This is a genomic window from Isoptericola croceus, assembly GCF_029382255.1.
GTDB classification, from domain to species: Bacteria; Actinomycetota; Actinomycetes; order Actinomycetales; family Cellulomonadaceae; genus Isoptericola; species Isoptericola croceus.
Genome location: NZ_JARLLG010000007.1, coordinates 142673 through 162936 on the forward strand (window position 1 = coordinate 142673; position 20264 = coordinate 162936).

A 20264-nucleotide genomic window follows, 5' to 3' on the forward strand; every position below is an offset into this window, starting at 1 on the left:
CTCAGCCCTCCTGCGTGCGGTGCCGCAGGGCCGCGGGGTACGCGCGGGCGACGGCGACGGTGATCCCGGCGCAGGCGAGGGCCTTGAGGACGTCGCCGGGCAGGAACCCGAGGGACAACCAGGCGGCCTGGGGCAGCGGGATTCCCGTGACCAGGGCATGCACCGGAATGCCGAACGCGTAGATCGCGGCGACGCCCCCGACGAGCGCCGCGACGAGCACCCCACCGAAGGTGACCTTGCGGAGCCGGCCGACCATCATCCCCACGACCCAGGCACCCGCGACGAAGCCCATGAGGTATCCGGCCGAGGGTAGGACGAACACGCCGAGACCGCCGCGCCCCCCGGCCAGCAGCGGAAGCCCGGCAGCCACCAGCGCCAGCAGGGTGAGCACCGCGAGCGCTCCGCGGCGGGCACCGAGCACGGCACCCGCGAGCATCACCCCGAGGGTCTGCAGGGTGATCGGCACGGCGTTGCCGAACAGGCTGAGCGTTCCCGGCAGCCCCAGCACCGCGATGAGGGCGGCGAAGGTGGCGACCCGGGCGGCGTCCGCGGCGTCCAGCCCGCGCCGCGTGCCTTCACGGGTCTTGTGGGCGGTCCCGGGGGTGCCGGTGGTCTCGGTCATCGATGCTCCTCGTCGCAGGGCTGTCACAGGGTGTCTCGCTCGGTGCACCCCACTCTGCTGGCCCGGCCCGCCGCGGGGCGCCGGTGCGGGTGCCCACCCGCGGGACGGCGTCGTGCACGATACGCACAAGCGGTTGCGGGATCCACCAAACCACCTGGGCCGGGGGTGGGGACAGTGGCCAAGGCGATGACGCGGTGGCGGCCGCGGGGTAGGCACGCGACGATGCCCGCATGCAGACGTACGACGTGATCGTCATCGGTGCCGGCGCGGTCGGGAAGAACGCGGCGGACCGCGCCGCCCGCACCGGACTGTCGGTGGCCGTCGTCGAGGCGGAGCTCGTGGGCGGGGAGTGCTCGTACTGGGCCTGCATCCCGTCCAAGACCCTGCTGCGGCCGGGTGCGGCCCGTGCGGCGGCGCGGGCGACGCCCGGCGTGGCCGATCCCGGTCCGCTCGACGCCGCGGCCGTCCTGGCCTGGCGTGACGAGATGACCGGCGAGGGCGACGACTCGGGCCAGGTGAAGTGGCTCGAGTTGGCCGGCATCGCCCTGGTGCGCGGCCACGGCCGGCTGGTGGAGGAGAGGACCGTCGAGGTCACCCCCGAGCCCGGGGTCGCGGACGACGGCGGGACGCACCTCCTGCACGCCCGGTGCGCCGTGATCGTGGCCACGGGCAGCGCGCCCGTGCTGCCGCCCGTGCCCGGACTCGTCGCGGCGAACCCCTGGACCTCGCGCGAGGCGACGGCCGTCGAGACGGTGCCCGAGTCGCTGGTGGTGATCGGTGGCGGGGTGGTGGGCTGCGAGATGGCGACGGTGTACTCGGACCTCGGCACCCGCGTGACTCTCCTGGCCCGTCGCGGGCTGCTGGGCGGTGCCGAGCGGTTCGCTGGCGACGCCGTGGCAGACACGCTGCGCGAGGCCGGGGTCGACGTCCGGTTCGGCACCGAGGCGACCGAGGTCTCCCGCCCGGAGGTCGGCGGCCCGGTCACGGTGACCGTGCAGGACGGCCGCGGGACGCAGGAGGTGACGGCCGCCGAGCTGCTCGTCGCCACCGGGCGGCGCCCCCGCACCGGGGACGTCGGGCTGGACAGCGTCGGGCTGGCGACGGACGCGCCGCTGGGCACCGACGACTCCATGGCCGTGCTGGGTGCGGCCACCGCCGCCGGGGGACGGCCCTGGTTGTTCGCCTGCGGCGACGTCACCGGGCGCGCCGCGACGACCCACCAGGGCAAGTACGAGGCCCGGGTCGCCGGGGACGTCGTCGCCACGCTGTACGGCCCCGACAACGGTGCCGCCGAGATGCGACCTGCCCCAGAGCGCTCCTGGACGCGGTACGCGGCCAGCGCGGACCACGGGGCCCGGACACAGGTGGTGTTCACCCGCCCCCAGGTGGCCTGGGTAGGGCCGACCGAGGCAGAGGCCCGCGCTGCCGGGCTGCCTGTGCGCGCCGTCGCCTACGACCTGTCCGCCGTCTCCGGGGCGGGGGTCACCTCACCGGACTACGCGGGACGTGCCCAGGTGCTCGTCGACACCGAGCGCGAGGTCCTCCTCGGTGCCACGTTCGTGGGCCCCGACGCGGGCGAGATGCTGCATGCGGCCACGATCGCCGTCGTCGGTGAGGTGCCCCTCGGCCGGTTGTGGCACGCCGTGCCCGCCTTCCCGACCGTCTCGGAGGTCTGGCTGCGCTTCGCCGAGGAATATGGGCTGTGACGCCCAGCGGATAGGCTCGGCGCCGTGACCACGACGAAGCGAGTCGGACTCGCCACCTGCTCCGTCCTGCCCGACCTCGAAGCGGACGAGCGTCCGCTCGTCCCCGCCCTCGCCGCTCGCGGTGTCACCGCCGAGCCGGTGGTGTGGGACGACCCGGACGTCGACTGGTCGGCCTACGATCTCGTCGTCGTGCGCTCGACCTACGACTACTCACCGCGCCGCGACGAGTTCATCGCGTGGGCGCGCTCCGTGCCGCGGCTGGCCAACAGCGCCGACGTCATCGCCTGGAACACCGACAAGACCTACCTGCAGGCGCTCGACGCCGCCGGGGTGCCGGTCATCCCGACCATCTGGCTCGACCCCGAGCGGCACCTGTCCAAGCGGGCGATCCACACCCGGTTGCCGGCCTTCGGGGACTTCGTCGTCAAGCCCGTCGTCTCGGCCGGGGCGAAGGACACGGGCCGGTACCAGCCCGTCAGCGCGGCGTCGCGTGCCCTGGCGATCGAGCACGCCAAGACCCTGCTCGACGACGGTCGGGCGGTCATGATCCAGCCGTACGTCACGAGCGTGGACACCCAGGGCGAGACCTGCGTGATCTTCGTCGACGGCGAGGTCCGGCACGCCGTGCGCAAGAACGCCCTGCTCACCGGGCCCAGCCGGCCCACGCAGGGGCTCTACGCCCAGGAGAAGATGCGGCCGGTCGACGCCACCGACGCGGAGGTCGACGTGGCCCGCCGTGCGTTGGCCGTCGCGCGCGCCGAGCTCGGCGTCGACGAACCCTTCCTGTACGCGCGCGTGGACCTGGTCGGTGGCGAGGAGTCGCCCACGGTCATCGAGCTCGAGCTGACCGAGCCGTCGCTGTGGCTCAAGCACGACGGCGGGGCCGGGACCGCTGCGGCGCTCGCGGACGCCGTCGTCGCCCGCCTGGGGTGAGTCCGGCAGGGAGGGAGGGAGGTCCTCTTCGCGCGGTCGTCAGACCGGAAGCGGAGAGCGCCCAGCGCCCGTGAGCGCGACCGCGCGAAGAGCCGTCCGGGTATGTCTTGGTCACCGAGCGGAACTCGATCATGGGCTGTGCCTCCCGTGCGGTGGTTCCGACGTCCTACCCGACCACAATCGCCGGCAGGGCGCGAGAGAACCCGCCGGTCAGCGGGGGACTCGGCGTCGTGGGCATGCCCTATGTCCATGCCATGGAACGCTCCCGGCTCGTCGATGCGCTGGCAGACGCGATCGGTGTGACGACGGTGACCATCGGGGCGGGGCTGAGCGTCGCTCCCGACCGCTTCGGAAGGTTGCTGGGTCTGTCGGGGTCGGCTCGACGTGCGCGGGGTATCGGTCTTGCGGATCTCGCCCTCGGCGCGGCGATACTCTCCTCGGGTCGTGCCTGGCCGCGTCACCGCTGGCCCGCGCTCGTCGGCCGAGAAGCGTTGCACGTCGCGATCGCCAACGAGTACCGGCGCCTCGGCGCCCCCGCCGGGATGTGGGCGATGGGCGGGCTGTTCGTGGTCGACCGTGTCGTCACCGTGCTCATGTGCAGGGCTGAGACCGGGCTTCCACCGTTCGGCCGGCTCAAGAGTGTTGAGCAGCACCGGGGGTCCCAACGCCTGGGTGAGCAGGTCCGCCGCACTCGACGATCAGCTCGGCCAGGCCCCGGAGCCTGATCATCCCGACAAGGCGTCGGCCCGCAGAGTGCCAGAGGTGATGGTCCTCCCGCAGAGCGGAGAGCACCCCGCCCGCGACACGAAGAAGGCCCGGGCCTCGGTCAAGGACGAACCTCGACCGAGGCCCGGGCCTCGTTCTTCGTGGGGTGGCTAACCGGGCTTGAACCGGCGACCTCCTGGACCACAACCAGGCGCTCTACCGACTGAGCTATAGCCACCATGGCTGCGACAACGAGTGCCTCAGCCGTCGAAAAGTGTACATGCTCCGCCCGGCGATCAGGACATCGCGGGGCGGGTGGTGACCGAGGTCTCCTTGATGCGCTCGGCCACTGCGCGAGCCGACCGGGTGTCGGGGCCTGGCTGCGGGACGAACAGCGCCTCGCGGTAGTACCGCAGCTCGTCGATCGACTCCAGGATGTCCGCCAGCGCGCGGTGCCCGCCGTTCTTCTGCGGCGACGCGAAGTAGACCCGCGGGTACCAGCGCCGGGCGAGCTCCTTGATCGAGGAGACGTCGACGATCCGGTAGTGCAGGTGCCCGACCAGCTCGGCCATGTCCCGGTCGAGGAACATCTTGTCCGTGCCCACCGAGTTGCCGGCCAGCGGGGCCTTGCCGGGCTCGGGCACGTGCTCGCGGACATAGGCGAGCACCTGCGCCTCGGCGTCGGCGAGCGTGGTGCCGCCCTCGAGCTCGGTGATCAGCCCGGAGGTGGTGTGCATGTCGCGGACGAAGTCGTTCATCTGCTCGAGAGCCTCGGCGGGCGGGCGGACCACGACGTCGACTCCCTCGCCCAGGACGTTCAGCTCGGAGTCGGTGACGACGGCGGCGACCTCGACCAGCGCGTCGGCGCGCAGGTCGAGACCGGTCATCTCGCAGTCGATCCACACGATGCGGTCGTTCGGGTTGCTCGGGCTCACGAGAGTCAGCCTACGGTCTGCTGCCGGCAGCCGGTGCCACCGCAGTGCCGACACGAAGAAGGGCCCCGGTGGTCGCGACGATGAGCTCGTCGTGACGGCCGGGGCCCTCGGTGTCGTGCGGGTGCGCGGTCATGCCGTCCGCCATCCTCGGGCGAGGTCGGCGAGGGTCAGCCTGAACCGCAGGCGGAGGCGACGGCGTCGCCGACGGCTCCTGGACGGCGCGCCGTCCGGGGACTCGCGCAGCCGACGCTCGCGTCGGGCACGCTCGGCCTCGGCGAGGCGCTCTTGGTGGATCACGCGCGCGACAGCGTGCGCTTCGATCGGGTGCATCGTTCGTTCCTTCGTGACGTGGGTTCGTCGGTCCGGGCCAGGGACCACCCGACCGTCCGGCGTCGGGCCGGACGGACGTCACCGCGGTGTGTTCCGAGCATGCCCCGCGAACCGGGCGAGGTGCACGGCTTTTTCGCTGGCAGCATCGGCTACGGCACGCATGCGGCCAGATCGGTGCCCCCGGCAGGATTCGAACCCGCGACCCGGTCATTAGAAGTGACCCGCTCTATCCGGCTGAGCTACGGAGGCAAGCGTGCCGATTTTAGCCCAGCGTCGGAGCGTCGGAACTTGTCGAGCCTCGCTGATCCTGACCAGGTCGCCGAGGCGTTCCGTCGCGTGATCTGAGGCGCCTCCTCCAGAGGGGGCAGGCTCGAGTCCTGCTGGGGGCGTCGTCGGGCTCGTCACCACCGGCGCACTGCCCCCGCTGACCCCGCTGACCGGGCGCTGCTGGCGAGGGTGTTGCGGGACGTCGAACCTGCCCACGCCGTGCACCGCCGTGTCGCAGACCGCGTGGTGGGGTGTGCTGCGGATCGGTCCGGTCCGCTGCGGCCTGGCCGCGGGGTACGGTCGAACTGCGCGACACCGCCACCCGGACTGCCACAGAGAGGACCGCCATGGCGAGCTCCGAGCTCAAGCTCCAGGTCGACCTGCCCAGCGAGCACGAGGCAGGGGTGCCCGCGGACTTCGCGTCGGTGTGGCACACATCGACGTCGTTCGTCCTCGACTTCGTCGCCGCCAAGTCTCCGGCCAAGCCGGCGGTCGACCAGGCGACCGGCGCCCAGACCGGTGGCCGGGTGATGCCGGCCCGGGTCGTCTCGCGCGTGCGGATCCCGCCGCAGCAGGTCTTCGAGCTGGCCCGGGCGCTCACGCAGCAGCTCGACGTGTGGGAGCGCGAGACCGGTCGCAAGGCGGACGGGTCCGGGCCGAAGAACTGACCGGGGAGCCCGCCGTCGCCCGGCTTCCGGAGATTGTCGTGCCACCTACGGCGCGCGCGTTTGGCACCGACCGCCGCGCACGCCAGGATGAGCGCGTGACTTCCTCCACGCGCGTCTCCCGCTTTCGTGGCGGGCGGCCGGGCGCCGATGCGGCCGAGGAGCTCGGCCTCACCGTCCACGACGTCGCCCGCGACCTGCGCCGCGACGTCGCCGACGTGCGCCTCCCGTTGCCGATCGACGGCGCGGACGAGGCCACGGCGTCGCGGGACCGCCTCCTGGCCCAGCTCGACGAGCACCTGCTGCCGCGGCTCGCGGAGCTGAGCTCGCCCGCCGTCGTGGTGGTGGCGGGCTCCACCGGTGCGGGCAAGTCCACGCTGTACAACTCCCTGCTCGGCGAGGAGGTCTCCCAGGCGGGCGTCCTGCGGCCGACCACCCGCGAGCCGGTCCTCGCGTTCAACCCGGCCGACGCGGACGTCATCGCCGACGGGCCCATCACGTCGCTGTCCCGCGTGATCCACCACGACGGGGTCCCGCGGGGTACCGCGCTGCTGGACGCACCGGACCTCGACTCGTTCGTGCAGGCGAACCGGTCGACCGCGCACCAGCTCCTCGAGGGCGCCGACCTCTGGCTCTTCGTCACCACCGCCTCGCGCTACGGCGACGCGCTGCCGTGGCAGGCCCTGTCCCGGGCCACCGAGCGTGGTGCGTCGGTCGCGATGGTCCTCAACCGTGTGCCGCAGGCGGACCTGACGACGATCCGTGGGGACCTCATGGCCCGCCTGCGCGCCCACGGCATGACGGACACGCCGCTCTTCGTGGTCCCCGACGTCGGGCCGCACGAGGGACTGCTCGACGAGTCGGTGGTCCGCCAGATCAAGCGGTGGCTCAACATGTTGGCCGGGCCCGAACGCTCGCGCGCCGTCATCGTGCGCACGCTCAAGGGCTCGCTCGCCGCCCTGCCCGGCTGGGTCATGTCGCTGGCCGACGCGGTCGAGGCGCAGGCGGAGGCCGCCACCGCGCTGCGCCGCATCGTCGTCGCCGAGCTCCCCGCCGCGGAGAAGCTCGCGCGCGACGCGGTGGCCGCCGGCGTGGTCGCCGGGGCGTCGGTCGAGGCGCGGTGGCGCGAGCTCTCCGGGACGGCCGGCGTCGACCGGGTCAAGGTCCGCGGGGACCGGGTGCGCAGCACACGGCGTGCCGGCCGCACCCGCTCCGAGGCGCTCGAGGTGCTGCGCGACGACGTCGAGGCCGCCGCCCAGCGCACGCTCACCGCGTCCGGCGCCCGGGTCGAGGAACGCCTGCGCGCGATCCTGGGCGGGTCGGCCGCGCTCGCCGGCGGACAGCACGTCATTCCGGAGGCAGAGGAGCGCTCCGCGGCGCGCACCGAGGCCGTGACGCACATGGTCGCGCAGTGGGTCGCGGACGCTGACGAACGAGTCGCCGGGATGCTCGGACCCGACGCCGGGGCTCCGGTGCGAGCCGCCGCGAAGGCGTTCGGGGAACGTGGCCTCGCGACGCTCCTCCTCGCCGCGGCGGCAGGCAGCGACGACGCCGTCAGACTGCTCTCACGCGTCGTCGACGAGGTGGCGACCGAGTCCGTCGATGCCCTGCGTGACGACCTTTCCGACCGGGCCGCCGTCGTCGTGGAGGCCGAGATCGACGCCGTACGCGGCCGGTTGGACTCACCCGACCTGGCCGACGACGCGGCCACCGCGTTGCGACTGCGGCTCGGCGAGCTGAGGAGACTCACATGACGACGACCTCGCACGACGCGACGCTGCGCGCGCGCACCGAGGACCTCGCCGAGGCGCTCTCGATCGCCGGGCCGCGGCTGGACCGGGTGACGGCCCAGCGCGTCGAGACCGCGGTGGAGGGTGTGCGCCGTCGGCTCGAGCTGGGCGTCGACCACACCGTCGTGGCGTTCGCCGGAGGCACCGGATCGGGCAAGTCCAGCCTCTTCAACAAGATCTCGCGCCTGTCCTTCGCCGACGTCGGGGTCAAGCGGCCGACGACGGCGCGCGTCACCGCCTGCTCCTGGTCTGACAGCGCGGAACCGCTCCTGGACTGGATCGGGGTCGATCGCGAACGCCGGATCACGCACAGCGAGGACCTCGAGGGGGACGGGGCCGCCGGGCTGGAGGGCCTCGTCCTGCTGGACCTGCCCGACCACGACTCCGTCGAGCCGGCACACCGCGAGGTCGTCGACCGCGTGCTGCCGCTGGTCGACCTGCTCGTGTGGGTGGTCGACCCGCAGAAGTACGCGGACGACGCGTTGCACACGGGCTACCTGCGTGCGCAGGTGGGCTCGGAGTCCTCGATGGTGCTGGTGCTCAACCAGGTAGACACCGTCCCCGACTCGCAGCGGGAGAACCTCGTCGAGGACCTGACCCGGCTGGTGGCCGACGACGGCCTGACCGGGGTGCACGTCCAGCCGGCCTCCGCGAAGACCGGCGAGGGCATCGCGCACGTGCGCGAGATCCTCGAGGAGGCCTGCGCCCGGCGGTCCGTCGCCGCCGGACGGGCCGCCGCGGAGCTGGACTCCGCGGCGGCGGCGTTGCTCACCCAGACTCCCGCCGACGTCCCCTGGCAGCTCGACGCCGCGGTGGACCGCGAGCTCGAGCCGGTGGTCGGGTCCACCGGGCTGGACGCCGTGGCGAGCCAGGTCGGCGCGGCGGTGCGCAACGGGTACGGCATGCCCGAGATCCCCGCCCCCGACCGGGACACGATCGCGCTCTCGCGGGCGCGATGGCTGACCAGGGCCGGCGCGGCCCTGCGGCCCGGGTGGCAGCGGTCGCTCGCGGAGTCGGTGGCGGGTGCCGACGGGCTCAGGGCTGCGGTGACCGGGGCGCTCAAGGGCGTGGACCTGAACGTCCGGGGGCCGGCGTCGTCGCGCCCGGTGCGGCGGGCCGCCTGGGCCTGCGGAGTCGTCGGGCTGCTCGTCGCGATCGCCGGCGCCCTCGCGCTCACCGGGGTGCTGGACGTGCCCGCACCCTGGGACCGGGTGCTGGTGGGCGCCGGTGGGCTGCTCCTCCTCGCGGCTGTGGTGCTGACGGTGGTGCGGCTGGTGATGCGACGGCGGCTCGCCCGCCGCCGGGCGGCGGAGGTGGCCCGGGACGGTCGTGAGGCGGTCCGGGACGTGCTGGTCCAGCACCTCGGCGAGCCCACGCAGCGAGTGCTGATCGATCATCGGCGCGTGCGCGAGCTCGCCAGGTCGGCGCGCGACCTGCCGTCGTCCCGGCCGCTCACCGGGGCACTGAGGCTACCCACAGCCAGGGTGTCGTCCACAGAAGCGCCCGAGGGAGACGACAAGACGGCTGCGTCCGCCTGAGCCTGGTGGAACGGCCGGCACGGTGCCGGTCCGAGAACCCAGGAGGACGCATGAGCGAAGCCACCGTGACCGTGACCGGCTACGTCGGGACGACCCCGGCGCTGCACCTGTCCCAGAACGATGTCGCCTGGACCAGCTTCCGCGTGGGGAGCACGCGTCGGGTACGCGACGCGGTGACGGGGGAGTGGCGCGACGGCAGGACCACCTGGTTCACGGTGAAGGCGTTCCGCGGCGCCGCGCGCACCGTCTGCGACTCGCTCGTGCAGGGCCACCCGGTCGTGGTGACCGGGCGGCTCTCGGCCGAGGAGTGGACGGACCGCGACGGCCGTGACCGGTTCAACCTGGTCGTGGAGGCGGATGCCATCGGCCCGGACGCGACCCGAGGACTGACGCGGTTCACCAAGGTGGTCCACGAGCCCGCGCCCGGCCGTCAGGACCAGGGCGGCGAGGCGGGCACGGAGTGGGACGTGCAGGCCGCGCCGGAGGACGCACGGTCGCTGACCGGGCCCGCCGACGTCGCGGACACCTCGTCGCCGGGCCCGGCCGACGTCCTGGTGGCCGACGGTCTGGACGAGGGCGACACCGACGTCGTCGACCACCTCACGGACACCGGGGCGGCGCCGGTCGGCGGCTGAGCGGCCGCGTCGCGTAGGCTGGGGGACCGGCTGCACGCCGGTCCTCCGCCGTGCCCGCCGGTAACCCTCAGACAGCGCGATCGAACGGTGGAAACGAGCCAGTGGCTGAGTTCATCTACTCCATGTACAAGGCGCGCAAGGCGCACGGCGACAAGGTCATCCTCGACGACGTGTCGCTGAACTTCCTGCCCGGCGCCAAGATCGGCGTCGTCGGGCCGAACGGAGCCGGGAAGTCGACGATCCTCAAGATCATGGCCGGCCTCGACCAGCCGTCCAACGGGGACGCACGGCTCTCGCCGGGCTACTCGGTCGGCATCCTCCTGCAGGAGCCGCCCCTGAACGAGGAGAAGACCGTCCTCGGCAACGTCGAGGAGGCCGTCGGGCCCATCAAGGCCAAGGTCGACCGCTTCAACGAGATCTCTGCGCTGATGGCAGAGCCCGACGCCGACTTCGACGCGCTCATGGGCGAGATGGGCGAGCTGCAGGAGGCGATCGACGCCGCCGACGCCTGGGACCTGGACAGTCAGCTCGAGCAGGCGATGGACGCGCTGCGCTGCCCGCCGCCGGACGCCGACGTCACGGTGCTCTCCGGTGGTGAGCGCCGCCGTGTCGCGCTGTGCAAGCTGCTGCTGCAGAAGCCGGACCTGCTGCTGCTCGACGAGCCCACCAACCACCTCGACGCCGAGTCGGTGCTGTGGCTCGAGCAGCACCTGGCGACCTACCCGGGCGCCGTCCTGGCCGTGACGCACGACCGGTACTTCCTCGACCACGTCGCCGAGTGGATCTGCGAGGTCGACCGCGGCCGCCTCTACCCCTACGAGGGCAACTACTCCACCTACCTGGAGAAGAAGCAGGCGCGGCTGGAGGTCCAGGGCAAGAAGGACCAGAAGCTGGCCAAGCGTCTCAAGGACGAGCTGGAGTGGGTGCGCTCGAACGCCAAGGGCCGCCAGACCAAGTCGAAGGCGCGCCTGGCTCGCTACGAGGAGATGGCGGCGGAGGCGGAGCGGACGCGCAAGCTCGACTTCGAGGAGATCCAGATCCCCGCGGGCCCGCGGCTGGGCAGCGTGGTCCTCGAGGCCGAGAAGCTGCAGAAGGGCTTCGACGACCGCCAGCTCATCGACGGGCTGTCGTTCACGCTGCCGCGCAACGGCATCGTCGGGGTCATCGGCCCCAACGGTGTCGGCAAGACGACCCTGTTCAAGACGATCGTGGGCATGGAGCCGCTCGACGGCGGCGACCTCAGGGTCGGCGAGACGGTCAAGATCTCCTACGTGGACCAGTCCCGCGGGGGCATCGACCCGGACAAGTCACTGTGGGAGGTCGTCTCCGACGGGCTCGACTTCATCCAGGTCGGCAACGTCGAGATCCCCTCGCGCGCCTACGTCGCGTCGTTCGGCTTCAAGGGCGCCGACCAGCAGAAGGCGGCGGGCGTGCTCTCCGGCGGCGAGCGCAACCGGCTCAACCTGGCGCTGACGCTCAAGCAGGGCGGCAACCTCCTGCTCCTCGACGAGCCGACCAACGACCTGGACGTCGAGACCCTCGGCTCGCTCGAGAACGCACTGCTCGAGTTCCCGGGCTGCGCCGTCGTGGTCTCGCACGACCGGTGGTTCCTCGACCGCGTGGTGACGCACATCCTCGCGTACGAGGGCACCGAGGAGGACTCGGCGAACTGGTACTGGTTCGAGGGCAACTTCGCCTCCTACGAGGAGAACAAGGTCGAGCGCCTCGGCGCGGAGGCCGCGCGTCCGCACCGCGTCACCTACCGCCGCCTAACCCGCGACTGACCTCCCTTGCGTTGTGGGCGCGATTCTTGGCCCGTTTTGCCCGCTTGAGACGGGTACAGCGACCAAGAATCGCGCCCGCAACACTCGGTCGGCGATGAATTCTTCTTGAGGCGCCGCTGGCGCATTCGGCAGGATCGGCAGGCATGACGACCCCGACGCAGGCCCGCACCCGACCCGTCTGGCCGGAGCTCCCCGCGCACGTCCGTGCGGCGCTCGAGGGTCGCCTCGGCGGGGCCGTGACGGCGTGGACCAGTCACGACGGCGGCTACTCGCCCGGCCTGGCCTCCACGCTGTGGACGCCCCACGGGCCCGTCTTCGTCAAGGCTGTCGCCGTCGAGCACGAGCTCGCGGCGACCCTCTACCGCCAGGAGGCCCACCGTGCGGCGCTGCTGCCCGACGGCGTGCCGACGCCACGGCTGCGCTGGCTCCACGAGGTGCCGGCGAGCGACGCGGACGACGCCTGGGTCGCGGTGGCGTTCGACGCGGTCCCCGGGCGGTCGCCCCGCTCGCCGTGGGTGCCCGACGAGCTGGACGCCGTCATGACCCTCGCTGGACGGGTCACCGAGCACGAGATCGCGCCGGGTGTGCTCCCGGAGATGGCGGACGAGCTGCCTCAGGGCCTGGCTCGGCGGCTCGCGGACGAACGGCCCGACGGGCTGGCTACCTATGATCCGTGGCTCACCGAGAACCTCGACCGGCTCGCCGAGATCGAGACGGATGCCGGTGCGGCCGTGGCCGGGTCGAGCCTGGCGCACGGCGACCTGCGGGGCGACAACGTCGTCCTCACGGGGGCCGGCGGGACGCTCCGGGCAGTCGCCGTCGACTGGCCCTACGCCGTCCGCGGTGCGGCGTTCTGCGACGTCGTCGGGATGCTGCCGTCGATCCGGCTCGAAGGCGGACCGGCGCCGTGGGAGGCGCTGGGCAGGCACCCGCTGCCGGTCGGTACCGACGAGGACGCGGTGCGCGCCTACCTCGTGGCGCTCACCGGCTACTTCGTCCACGCCTCGCTGCAGCCTCCCCCACGGGGTATCCCGCACGTCCGGGCGTTCCAGCGTGCACAGGCCGCGGTCTGCATCGACTGGCTGCGCCGCCCTCGGCTGTCCGTCTGACCAGGCCGTCAGACCGGCAGCAGGCGACACGTCGGTCCGCCAGATCCATGCACCGAACGTCCGATGTGTGCACACTGTGCACATGACCGCGACCGGCCGGCCCGACGAGCCCGACGAGCCCGCTGACGGCGTCGTCTCGGCGAGCTCCGCGCTGACGCCTGACGCCGGATCGGCCGCGCTCCTCGACGCCCTGGACGCGCTGCGCGCCCGGCTGGGCGCTCTCCGGCTGCCGTTGGAGACACCGGGTGTCCACCACGCCCGCACCGATCTGACCCGCGCGATCGACCAGCTCGACGACTACCTGCTGCCCCGGCTGCGCGCCGAGCGCGCTCCGCTGCTCGTCGTCGTCGGGGGGTCCACGGGTGCCGGCAAGTCCACCCTGGTCAACTCGTTGCTCGGCGAGCAGGTGACGTCGCCGGGCGTGCTGCGCCCCACCACCCGCGCACCGGTCCTCGTCCACCATCCGCTCGACGCCCGGTGGTTCACCGGGGACCGCGTGCTGCCGGGACTGGCGCGGACGATCGCCCACGGCGCGGCACCGGAGACGGTCCACCAGGACGAGCGTGCGACGGCAGGCACCCGTGCCCTGCGACTCGTGGCCAGCGGCAACCTGCCGCAGGGCCTGGCGCTGCTCGACGCCCCGGACGTCGACTCCGTGGAGGAGGCCAACCGCGAGCTCGCCACCCAGCTCCTCGGCGCCGCCGACCTGTGGCTCTTCGTCACCACGGCCGCGCGATACGCGGACGCCGTGCCGTGGGAGCTGCTCACGACGGCGGCCGGCCGCCGGGCGCAGGTCGCCCTCGTCCTCGACCGGGTCGACACCGGTGCCGAGGAGGTCGCCGCCGACCTGCGCCGGCTCATGGCCGAGCACGGGTTGGGCGAGGCTGCCCTGTTCGTGATCCCGGAGGCAGGCCGGGGAGACGATGCCCTCACCGACGGGCTGCTCCCAGAACCCGCTGTCGGCGAGCTCGCCACCTGGCTCACCGGTCTCGGTGGCGACCCGGACTCCAGGGCGCGGGTCATCGCCGCGACGCGCGACGGCGTGGTCGACGACCTCGTGCGCCGCGCGAACGAGCTGGCCGGGACGGCGGACACCCAGCATGCCGCCGATGCCCGCCTGCGTGACGTCGTCGATCGCCACCACGCCGACGCCCTGCGGCAGGTGGAGGCTGCGACGTCGGACGGCGCCCTGCTGCGCGGCGAGGTGCTCGCCCGCTGGCAGGACTTCATCGGCACGGGTGAGTTCTTCCGCGCGCTGGAGGCCCGGGCCGGGAAGGTGCGCGACGCCGTCGGACGCGTGCTGCGCGGCCGCCCCAAGGAAGCGCCGCAGGTGGAGCAGGCGATCGCGCACGGCCTGGAGTCGGTGGTCCTCGACGCGGCCGAGCAGGCCGCCGAGCGTACCTACGCCGCCTGGCGCGACGACGCGGCGGGGGCAGCGCTCCTCGACGGTCTCGAGCTGAGCCGGACCGCACCCGGCCTGCGACCCGAGGTCGCCGGCGCGATCCGCGCCTGGCAGGGCGACGTGCTCGAGCTGGTCCGCGAACAGGGCGAGAGCCGGCGGGGAACGGCTCGCGCGCTGTCGTTCGGGGTCAACGCGCTCGGGGTGAGTCTCATGATCGTGGTCTTCGCCTCGACCGCGGGGCTGACCGGGCTCGAGATCGGCATCGCCGGCGGCACCGCGGTCGTCGCACAGAAGCTGCTGGAGGCGGTGTTCGGTGACGACGCCGTGCGCCGCCTCGCCGCTCAGGCGAAGGAGCGCCTCACGGCGCGCGTCGACGCGGTGCTGCGCGGCCAGTCGGCCCGGTACACCGCACAGCTCGACGCGGTCGGCACCGACGACGTCCGCGGGGACCGGTTGCGGGCCGCGGCACGTGACGTGGCCGAGGCCGCCCGGCAGGAGCGTGCGACGCGCTCCCGGGCGGACGACGGCCTGACCCGGCCGTGGAGCGGCGGGATGCTCCGCGGCGCCGGTACCTTCCGACCTCCGACCAGCCCTGACGGCATCCCGGGCGTGCCCGGTTCGCTCGCGGGCCGGGAGCAGGCGGCGCCGGACCAGGAAGACGCGGGAGCCACGGCCGAGCCCAAGGTGCGCTTCTGGCAGCGCTGGCGACGGAAGGACCAGGGATGAGGCCGGACCTCGCCACGCGCACCACCGCGCTGGAGCAGGCGGTGGCGGCCGGCGCCGGCCGGTTGGACCGCGATCTGGCGGACGAGGCGCGACGCGTCGTCGAACGTGCCCGCGAGCGGGGCGGGCTGAGCGCCGAGCACACCGTCGCGGCGCTGGCGGGCGCCACCGGCTCGGGCAAGTCGAGCGTGCTGAACGCTGTGGCAGGTGCCGATCTCGCCGAGCCCGGCGTGCGCCGTCCGACGACGTCGCACGCGCTGGCCGCCGTCTGGGGCGACGGCGCGGACGACCTCCTGGACTGGCTCGACGTCACGCGACGGCACGAGATGGAGCCGGACGCCGACGCTCCACCACCGGGGCGCTCGGCGGGCCTGCTGCGGCGTGCCCGGCCGCCGGCCGGTATCTCGACCGGCCTGGTTCTCCTCGACCTGCCCGACCACGACTCGGTGGTGGTCGAGCACCGTGTCCGCGCCGAGCGGCTGGTCGAGCGAGCCGATCTGCTGGTCTGGGTGGTGGACCCGCAGAAGTACGCCGACGCCGCGTTGCACGAGCGGTACCTGCGCCCGCTGGCCGGCCGCTCCGAGGTCGTGGTCGTGGCCCTCAACCAGGTCGACCGGCTGGCGCCCGGCGAGGCCGACGCGATCCTCGCGGACCTGCGCCGGCTCGTGGCCGAGGACGGTCTCTCGGGCGCTCGCGTGCTGGGGGTCTCGGCACGGACCGGCGAGGGGATCGACCGGTTGCGAGGGCTCCTCGCGGACGCTGCCCGACGGCGGGAGGCGGCGACCGCTCGCCTGGCCGCGGACACACGGGCGGTCGCCCGACGCGTGGTGGACGAGTGTGGCCAGGTGCCGCCGGTGCGAGCCGCCGACAGGGCGCAGGGCGCGCTGGTGGACGCGCTGGAGGACGCGGCGGGTGCCACCACGGTGGTGGACGCCGTGCGCCGCTCGGCGAAGCGGGACGCGCGGCTCGCGACCGGGTGGCCGGTGACTCGCTGGTTCGCGCGCGCCCGCAAGGACCCGCTGCGTCGGCTCGGCCTGCGGGGCGACGAGGTGCGCGTGCCGGTCGACCGGCCCGATCTCGCCCGCACGTCGTTGCCGCAGACCCGTCCGAGCGTGCGTGCCGCCGCCGCGACGGCGGTGCGCACCTATGTCGACCAGGTCACCGCGGGTGCGTCCGACGCGTGGGTGCTGGCGGCGCGCGAGCTCGGCACCGCGGCGGTCGACCGGCTGCCCGACACGCTGGACCAGGCCGTCGCCTCGACCCGGCTGGAGGCCGAGCGGCACCCGTTGTGGTGGCGCACCGTCGGTGCCCTGCAGTGGCTGCTGCTCGCGGCGGCGGTGGTGGGTCTGCTGTGGCTCGGGGTCGCGGCGGCACTGCGCTACTTCCAGCTGCCGGAGCTGCTGATGCCGGTGCTGACGGTCGACTTCGCCCGGTGGGACGGTGGCGCCTTCGACGTGCCGTGGGCGACGGTGCTCGCCCTCGGGGGAGTGCTCGGGGGGTTGCTCGTGGCCCTGCTCTCGCGCCCGGTGGCAGCGCTCGGTGCACGCCGTCGGGCGGGGCGCGTGCGGCGACGTCTGCGCGCGTCGGTGGAGGCCGTGGCGCTCGACGAGGTCCGAGCGCCCGTCGCGGCGGAGATGTCCGCGCTGGCGTCCTGCCGCGAGCATGCGACGACCGCGGCGGCCTGATCCAGCGGGCTGACTGATCCCGGGGTGAGACGCCGGTCGGTGGGGTGCGGTGGTGCCGGCGTGCGACGATGCCGAGCATGACTCGTCTGCACGTCCCGGTCTCGCTGCGCTGGTCGGATCTCGACGCCTACCAGCACGTCAACAACGTCGCGATGTTCCGGCTGCTGGAGGACGCCCGCATCACGGCGTTCTGGCGCCACCCGGAGGCGGAGGACCCGTGGCCGACGGCGATCCTCGACACCGGTCCGCACGCCACGTCGCACACGCTGGTGGCCGGCCAGCAGATCGAGTACCTGCGCCCGCTGGAGTTCTCCCGGGACCCGGTGCGGGTCGAGATGTGGATCGGCGCGATCGGGGGAGCGTCCCTCGAGGTCTGCTATGAGGTGTACGACGGCGCACCGGGCGGCTTCCCGCGGACGGGGCCGGCCTCGGGGCTGGACCCCTACACCCGGGCGGTGACGACGATCGTCGTCCTCGACGCCGCGACGGGCCGCCCGCGACGGCTGACCGCCGAGGAGCGGGCCGTGTTCGCGGAGTTCGCCGACGAGCCGATCGCCTTCCGCCGCCGCCGCTGAGTCCCCACCGAGCTCCTGCCGAGCGTTGTGGGCGCGATTCCTGGGCCGCAAGGTCCGGCAAAACCGGACGAATCGGGCCAGGAATCGCGCCCACAACGTGTGGGGGGTGGGTCAGTCGGTGGAGCAGGTTTCACCGCCCGATGAGAGCCCCGTGACCCCGGCAGGGTCGCCCGCGCCGATGAAGCCGACGGTGGCGGACTCGCCCGGGGGCAGCTCGGTGCGCCAGGCGGGCGCGGTGACCGTCACCGACGCGCCGGACTGGGAGACGTCGCCACCCCAGGACTGCGAGATCGTCTCTCCGGCGGAGAACTGCCACGCCAGGTCCCACGGCGCCAGCGCCACGTCGCCGGTGTTGGTGAGCGTCACCTCTCCCTGGAACCCGCCCGGCCACCGTCCGACGACGGCGTAGACCGCCGCGCAGGTCGCGTCGCCCGGCGTGGCGGTCGGGTCGGGGGTCGGCGTCGGCACGTCCGTGGGAGTGGGGTCGGGTGTCGGCTCGTCGGTGGGTTCGTCCGTCGGCGTCGGGTCAGGTGTGGGCTGCTCCCCGCCGTGCTCACCGACGACGATGCCGCGGCCGTTGGTGCCGACGTAGACCCGCCCGTAGACGTCCGGGTCGCCGCTGATCGCACCACCGGTCCAGGCGAACTGGTGGTCGTCGTCGTTGATCCGCACCCAGGTGGACCCGGCGTCGTCGGACCGGAAGATGCCGCGCACCCCGTCGATCCTCGACGACGTGTAGACGGCCGGGTGGTCGCGGCCGTCCGCGGCCTTGCCGAACCCGATCGTGTCGCCTTCGTCGACGCCGGCCACCGGCTCGAAGGTCTCACCGTGGTCGGTGGAGCGCCACATGCCGTACACGCCGTCGGTCTCGCCGCCCGCGACCCACACGTGCCCCGCGTGGCCGGGGGCGGCCTCGACGTGGTGCCGGCCGGCGTCGGGCAGGCCGGTCGCGTCCGAGGCGGTGAAGGTCGCGCCGCCGTCGTGCGAGGTGTAGAACGTCCCGCCCGCGAGGGCGTAGAAGACGGACGGGTCCTCACGATCGGCGCGCACGGTGGCGCCGTCGGGCACTCCGGCCGACGCCGTCCACGAGGACCCGAGGGTCGTGGACAGGTGCACGCCGGCGCCCTCGGTGCTCCAGACGATCGCCGAGCCGTCGGCCGCCATGGCCACGTTGCCCGGGCCGGTGACCCCGGCCGGCTGCTGGCCTGCCCACCACGAGTCGCCGCTGGAGGTGGAGACCCCGAGGTACTGGTCGCTGCCCGTGCCCACGCGGACCATCGTGCTCGGTGAGTGCCAGGCGACGTCGACGCTCAGCACCCCGCTCTGGAACGGCTGGGTGTAGAAGCTGTTCGGCACCTGGGTGATGTCGTGGTGGACGAAGCCGCCGATGTCGTACATCCCCGAGACGAGCTCCACCGGCCCTGGCGGGGCCACGAGGTCCTGGATCGCCGTCTCCTCGATGCCCTGCGCCTTGACGGAGATCTCCACGGTCCCGCCGGCGTCCCAGTCGGTGAGGTTGTCGCCGCCGTAGATCGTCGCGCCGGTGCCGTAGAAGAAGCGGTCCGAGTCGAACGGGTCGATCTCGAAGGTCTCCGTCATCCAGCCGAGCTTCGGGTTGTCCTCCGGCGGGGTGCCGGCGCTCCCGAAGTCGAGCCACGGTGCCGCCGAGATGTCCATGGTGTAGCGCTTGTCGCGTGCCGGGTAGCCGGCCCACTCCCAGATCTGCGACCAGGTCTCACCGCGATCGGTGGACCGGAAGACCTGGAGGTCCGGCCACCAGGACATCTGCGAGACCACCATGATCGTGTCCGGGTCCTGCCGGTCGATGGTCAGGCCGGAGTAGCCGAAGTAGGCGTCGGCGCTGTCGGACGGCACCGGGCTGATCCGGGTCCACTCGCCGGTGGCGGTGTCCAGCCGCCACACGTCGCCGAGCTCGCCGTCGTAGGGGCCGCCGGTGTCGGACGTCGCGACGTAGAGCTGGCCGGAGGCGAGCTCGGCCTTGTGAGGGATGAACCCGGTCGGCTGGCCCGGTACGCGTTCCCAGCTCTCGCCGGCGTCCGTGGAGCGGTAGACGTTGTTCTCGGCGTCGGCCACGCCGACGTAGATCACCGGTGTCGGCTCGCCGGCCGTGCCGGAGGACTCGTCGAAGACCGTCCAGACGACGCCCTGGTTGGTGGTGCCGTAGTCGCCCGGGTCGTCGGGGTCGGCGACGTAGTTGCCAGGGTTGGGGAAGCTCTCGACCTCGGACCAGGTGACGCCGGCGTCGGTGGACCGCCACAACCCGTGGCCGCCCTCCGTGCCGAGGTACAGCACGTCGTTGTCGTTCGGGTCGATCATGAGACGTTCGCCCATGCCGCGCCCGGGCATGTTCCCGCCCACCTTGAACGGCAGGTCGGCCCTGGCCCAGGTCTCTCCACGGTCGGACGAGCGCAGGATCGCGCCGTTGTTCGGGTCCCAGGAGTTCGTGTACGAGCCGGCCATGACGTAGACGTTGTCCGGGTCGACGGGGTCGGTCGCCAGCGACAGCACTCCGGAGTGCCCCCAGTCGTCCCACCCGATGTGGTCGAGCAGGGGGATCCACCGGCCGCTGTCCTCGTCGAGCCGGTAGGCGCCGCCCACGTCGGTGCGGGTGTAGACGAGTCCCGGTTCGGACTCGTTGAAGACGATCCCCGGGATGAAGCCGCCGCCGACCATCTCGACGTTGCCCCACGTGTAGTCCTCGGCGACGCTCTCCGTGGCGGCCGCCGGCGGCGCGGCCGGTGTCTGCGCGACGGCGACACCCACCCCCGCGGCGACGAGCCCGGTGGTCGCCAGGGCGGCGGCCGCTGGTCGAAGTCTCATCCGATCTCACTCCTTCGTG

The 20264-nt window shown here is 73.3% G+C and carries 17 protein-coding genes and 2 tRNA genes; 12 read left to right on the forward strand and 7 right to left on the reverse strand.

Going from position 1 to position 20264, the window contains the following annotated elements:
• Position 1: 1 nt before the first annotated feature.
• Positions 2 to 622: a biotin transporter BioY gene (locus PZC42_RS15475; RefSeq protein WP_277212446.1), complete on the reverse strand. Its 621-nt coding sequence runs from the start codon at positions 620 to 622 to the stop codon at positions 2 to 4.
• A gap of 230 nt (positions 623 to 852) precedes the next feature.
• Between PZC42_RS15475 and PZC42_RS15480 the strand changes: the two genes are divergently transcribed.
• From PZC42_RS15480 to PZC42_RS15490, 3 genes are all read left to right on the forward strand, one after another.
• The gene (locus tag PZC42_RS15480; RefSeq protein ID WP_277212448.1) at positions 853 to 2328 is read left to right on the forward strand and encodes a dihydrolipoyl dehydrogenase family protein; all 1476 of its coding nucleotides are present in this window, start codon (positions 853 to 855) and stop codon (positions 2326 to 2328) included.
• Between the two features lie 24 nt (positions 2329 to 2352).
• Positions 2353 to 3261, forward strand: a complete 909-nt coding sequence (locus PZC42_RS15485; RefSeq protein WP_277212449.1) for an ATP-grasp domain-containing protein — start codon at positions 2353 to 2355, stop codon at positions 3259 to 3261.
• A 254-nt stretch (positions 3262 to 3515) separates the two neighbouring features.
• Complete coding sequence (locus PZC42_RS15490; RefSeq protein WP_277212450.1) at positions 3516 to 3986, forward strand: hypothetical protein; 471 nt, start codon at positions 3516 to 3518, stop codon at positions 3984 to 3986.
• 142 nt (positions 3987 to 4128) lie between these two features.
• On the opposite strand, the gene PZC42_RS15495 is transcribed toward PZC42_RS15490, so the two are convergent.
• The 5 genes from PZC42_RS15495 to PZC42_RS15515 form a co-directional block, all read right to left on the reverse strand.
• Positions 4129 to 4204, reverse strand: a tRNA-His gene (locus tag PZC42_RS15495).
• A 58-nt stretch (positions 4205 to 4262) separates the two neighbouring features.
• Positions 4263 to 4901 (reverse strand): oligoribonuclease, encoded by a 639-nt coding sequence (gene orn / locus PZC42_RS15500; RefSeq protein ID WP_277212451.1) that lies wholly within the window; start codon positions 4899 to 4901, stop codon positions 4263 to 4265.
• A 10-nt stretch (positions 4902 to 4911) separates the two neighbouring features.
• Positions 4912 to 5034: a hypothetical protein gene (locus tag PZC42_RS15505; protein ID WP_277212453.1), complete on the reverse strand. Its 123-nt coding sequence runs from the start codon at positions 5032 to 5034 to the stop codon at positions 4912 to 4914.
• The gene (locus PZC42_RS15510; protein ID WP_277212454.1) at positions 5031 to 5231 is read right to left on the reverse strand and encodes a hypothetical protein; all 201 of its coding nucleotides are present in this window, start codon (positions 5229 to 5231) and stop codon (positions 5031 to 5033) included. Before PZC42_RS15510 ends, PZC42_RS15505 begins: the two co-directional genes overlap by 4 nt.
• Positions 5232 to 5406: 175 nt before the next feature.
• A tRNA-Arg gene (locus PZC42_RS15515) sits at positions 5407 to 5480 on the reverse strand.
• A gap of 365 nt (positions 5481 to 5845) precedes the next feature.
• Between PZC42_RS15515 and PZC42_RS15520 the strand changes: the two genes are divergently transcribed.
• From PZC42_RS15520 to PZC42_RS15560, 9 genes are all read left to right on the forward strand, one after another.
• Entirely contained in the window at positions 5846 to 6166 is a 321-nt protein-coding gene (locus tag PZC42_RS15520) for a DUF3467 domain-containing protein (protein ID WP_277212455.1), read from the forward strand.
• Between the two features lie 95 nt (positions 6167 to 6261).
• Positions 6262 to 7917, forward strand: coding sequence for a GTPase (locus tag PZC42_RS15525; protein WP_277212456.1), 1656 nt, complete (start codon positions 6262 to 6264; stop codon positions 7915 to 7917).
• Entirely contained in the window at positions 7914 to 9491 is a 1578-nt protein-coding gene (locus PZC42_RS15530; protein ID WP_277212457.1) for a GTPase, read from the forward strand. The genes PZC42_RS15525 and PZC42_RS15530 overlap by 4 nt, the downstream gene beginning before the upstream one ends.
• 50 nt (positions 9492 to 9541) lie before the next feature.
• Entirely contained in the window at positions 9542 to 10126 is a 585-nt protein-coding gene (locus tag PZC42_RS15535) for a single-stranded DNA-binding protein (RefSeq protein ID WP_277212459.1), read from the forward strand.
• Positions 10127 to 10227: 101 nt separating this feature from the next.
• On the forward strand, positions 10228 to 11910 hold the full coding sequence (gene ettA, locus PZC42_RS15540) for an energy-dependent translational throttle protein EttA (RefSeq protein ID WP_277212461.1): 1683 nt from the start codon (positions 10228 to 10230) through the stop codon (positions 11908 to 11910).
• A 143-nt stretch (positions 11911 to 12053) separates the two neighbouring features.
• The gene (locus tag PZC42_RS15545) at positions 12054 to 13019 is read left to right on the forward strand and encodes an aminoglycoside phosphotransferase family protein (RefSeq protein WP_277212463.1); all 966 of its coding nucleotides are present in this window, start codon (positions 12054 to 12056) and stop codon (positions 13017 to 13019) included.
• An 82-nt stretch (positions 13020 to 13101) separates the two neighbouring features.
• Positions 13102 to 15147, forward strand: coding sequence for a dynamin family protein (locus PZC42_RS15550; RefSeq protein WP_277212464.1), 2046 nt, complete (start codon positions 13102 to 13104; stop codon positions 15145 to 15147).
• Positions 15144 to 16829 carry a GTPase gene (locus tag PZC42_RS15555; RefSeq protein WP_277212466.1) on the forward strand — a complete coding sequence of 562 codons (1686 nt, stop codon included), beginning with the start codon at positions 15144 to 15146 and terminating at the stop codon, positions 16827 to 16829. The genes PZC42_RS15550 and PZC42_RS15555 overlap by 4 nt, the downstream gene beginning before the upstream one ends.
• Positions 16830 to 16906: 77 nt before the next feature.
• Positions 16907 to 17404 carry an acyl-CoA thioesterase gene (locus PZC42_RS15560; RefSeq protein ID WP_277212468.1) on the forward strand — a complete coding sequence of 166 codons (498 nt, stop codon included), beginning with the start codon at positions 16907 to 16909 and terminating at the stop codon, positions 17402 to 17404.
• Positions 17405 to 17515: 111 nt separating this feature from the next.
• On the opposite strand, the gene PZC42_RS15565 is transcribed toward PZC42_RS15560, so the two are convergent.
• Complete coding sequence (locus tag PZC42_RS15565) at positions 17516 to 20245, reverse strand: cellulose binding domain-containing protein (RefSeq protein WP_277212469.1); 2730 nt, start codon at positions 20243 to 20245, stop codon at positions 17516 to 17518.
• Positions 20246 to 20264: the final 19 nt, after the last annotated feature.

What these genes read in the sequence shown, in the direction of transcription:
- PZC42_RS15565 (WP_277212469.1), bottom strand. Translation starts at nt 20,245, where the DNA reads ATGAGACTTCGACCAGCGGCCGCCGCCCTGGCGACCACCGGGCTCGTC.
- PZC42_RS15475 (WP_277212446.1), bottom strand. Translation starts at nt 622, where the DNA reads ATGACCGAGACCACCGGCACCCCCGGGACCGCCCACAAGACCCGTGAA.
- PZC42_RS15535 (WP_277212459.1), top strand. Translation starts at nt 9,542, where the DNA reads ATGAGCGAAGCCACCGTGACCGTGACCGGCTACGTCGGGACGACCCCG.
- PZC42_RS15480 (WP_277212448.1), top strand. Translation starts at nt 853, where the DNA reads ATGCAGACGTACGACGTGATCGTCATCGGTGCCGGCGCGGTCGGGAAG.
- PZC42_RS15555 (WP_277212466.1), top strand. Translation starts at nt 15,144, where the DNA reads ATGAGGCCGGACCTCGCCACGCGCACCACCGCGCTGGAGCAGGCGGTG.
- PZC42_RS15520 (WP_277212455.1), top strand. Translation starts at nt 5,846, where the DNA reads ATGGCGAGCTCCGAGCTCAAGCTCCAGGTCGACCTGCCCAGCGAGCAC.
- PZC42_RS15545 (WP_277212463.1), top strand. Translation starts at nt 12,054, where the DNA reads ATGACGACCCCGACGCAGGCCCGCACCCGACCCGTCTGGCCGGAGCTC.
- PZC42_RS15510 (WP_277212454.1), bottom strand. Translation starts at nt 5,231, where the DNA reads ATGCACCCGATCGAAGCGCACGCTGTCGCGCGCGTGATCCACCAAGAG.
- PZC42_RS15550 (WP_277212464.1), top strand. Translation starts at nt 13,102, where the DNA reads ATGACCGCGACCGGCCGGCCCGACGAGCCCGACGAGCCCGCTGACGGC.
- PZC42_RS15560 (WP_277212468.1), top strand. Translation starts at nt 16,907, where the DNA reads ATGACTCGTCTGCACGTCCCGGTCTCGCTGCGCTGGTCGGATCTCGAC.
- PZC42_RS15505 (WP_277212453.1), bottom strand. Translation starts at nt 5,034, where the DNA reads ATGACCGCGCACCCGCACGACACCGAGGGCCCCGGCCGTCACGACGAG.
- PZC42_RS15490 (WP_277212450.1), top strand. Translation starts at nt 3,516, where the DNA reads ATGGAACGCTCCCGGCTCGTCGATGCGCTGGCAGACGCGATCGGTGTG.
- PZC42_RS15530 (WP_277212457.1), top strand. Translation starts at nt 7,914, where the DNA reads ATGACGACGACCTCGCACGACGCGACGCTGCGCGCGCGCACCGAGGAC.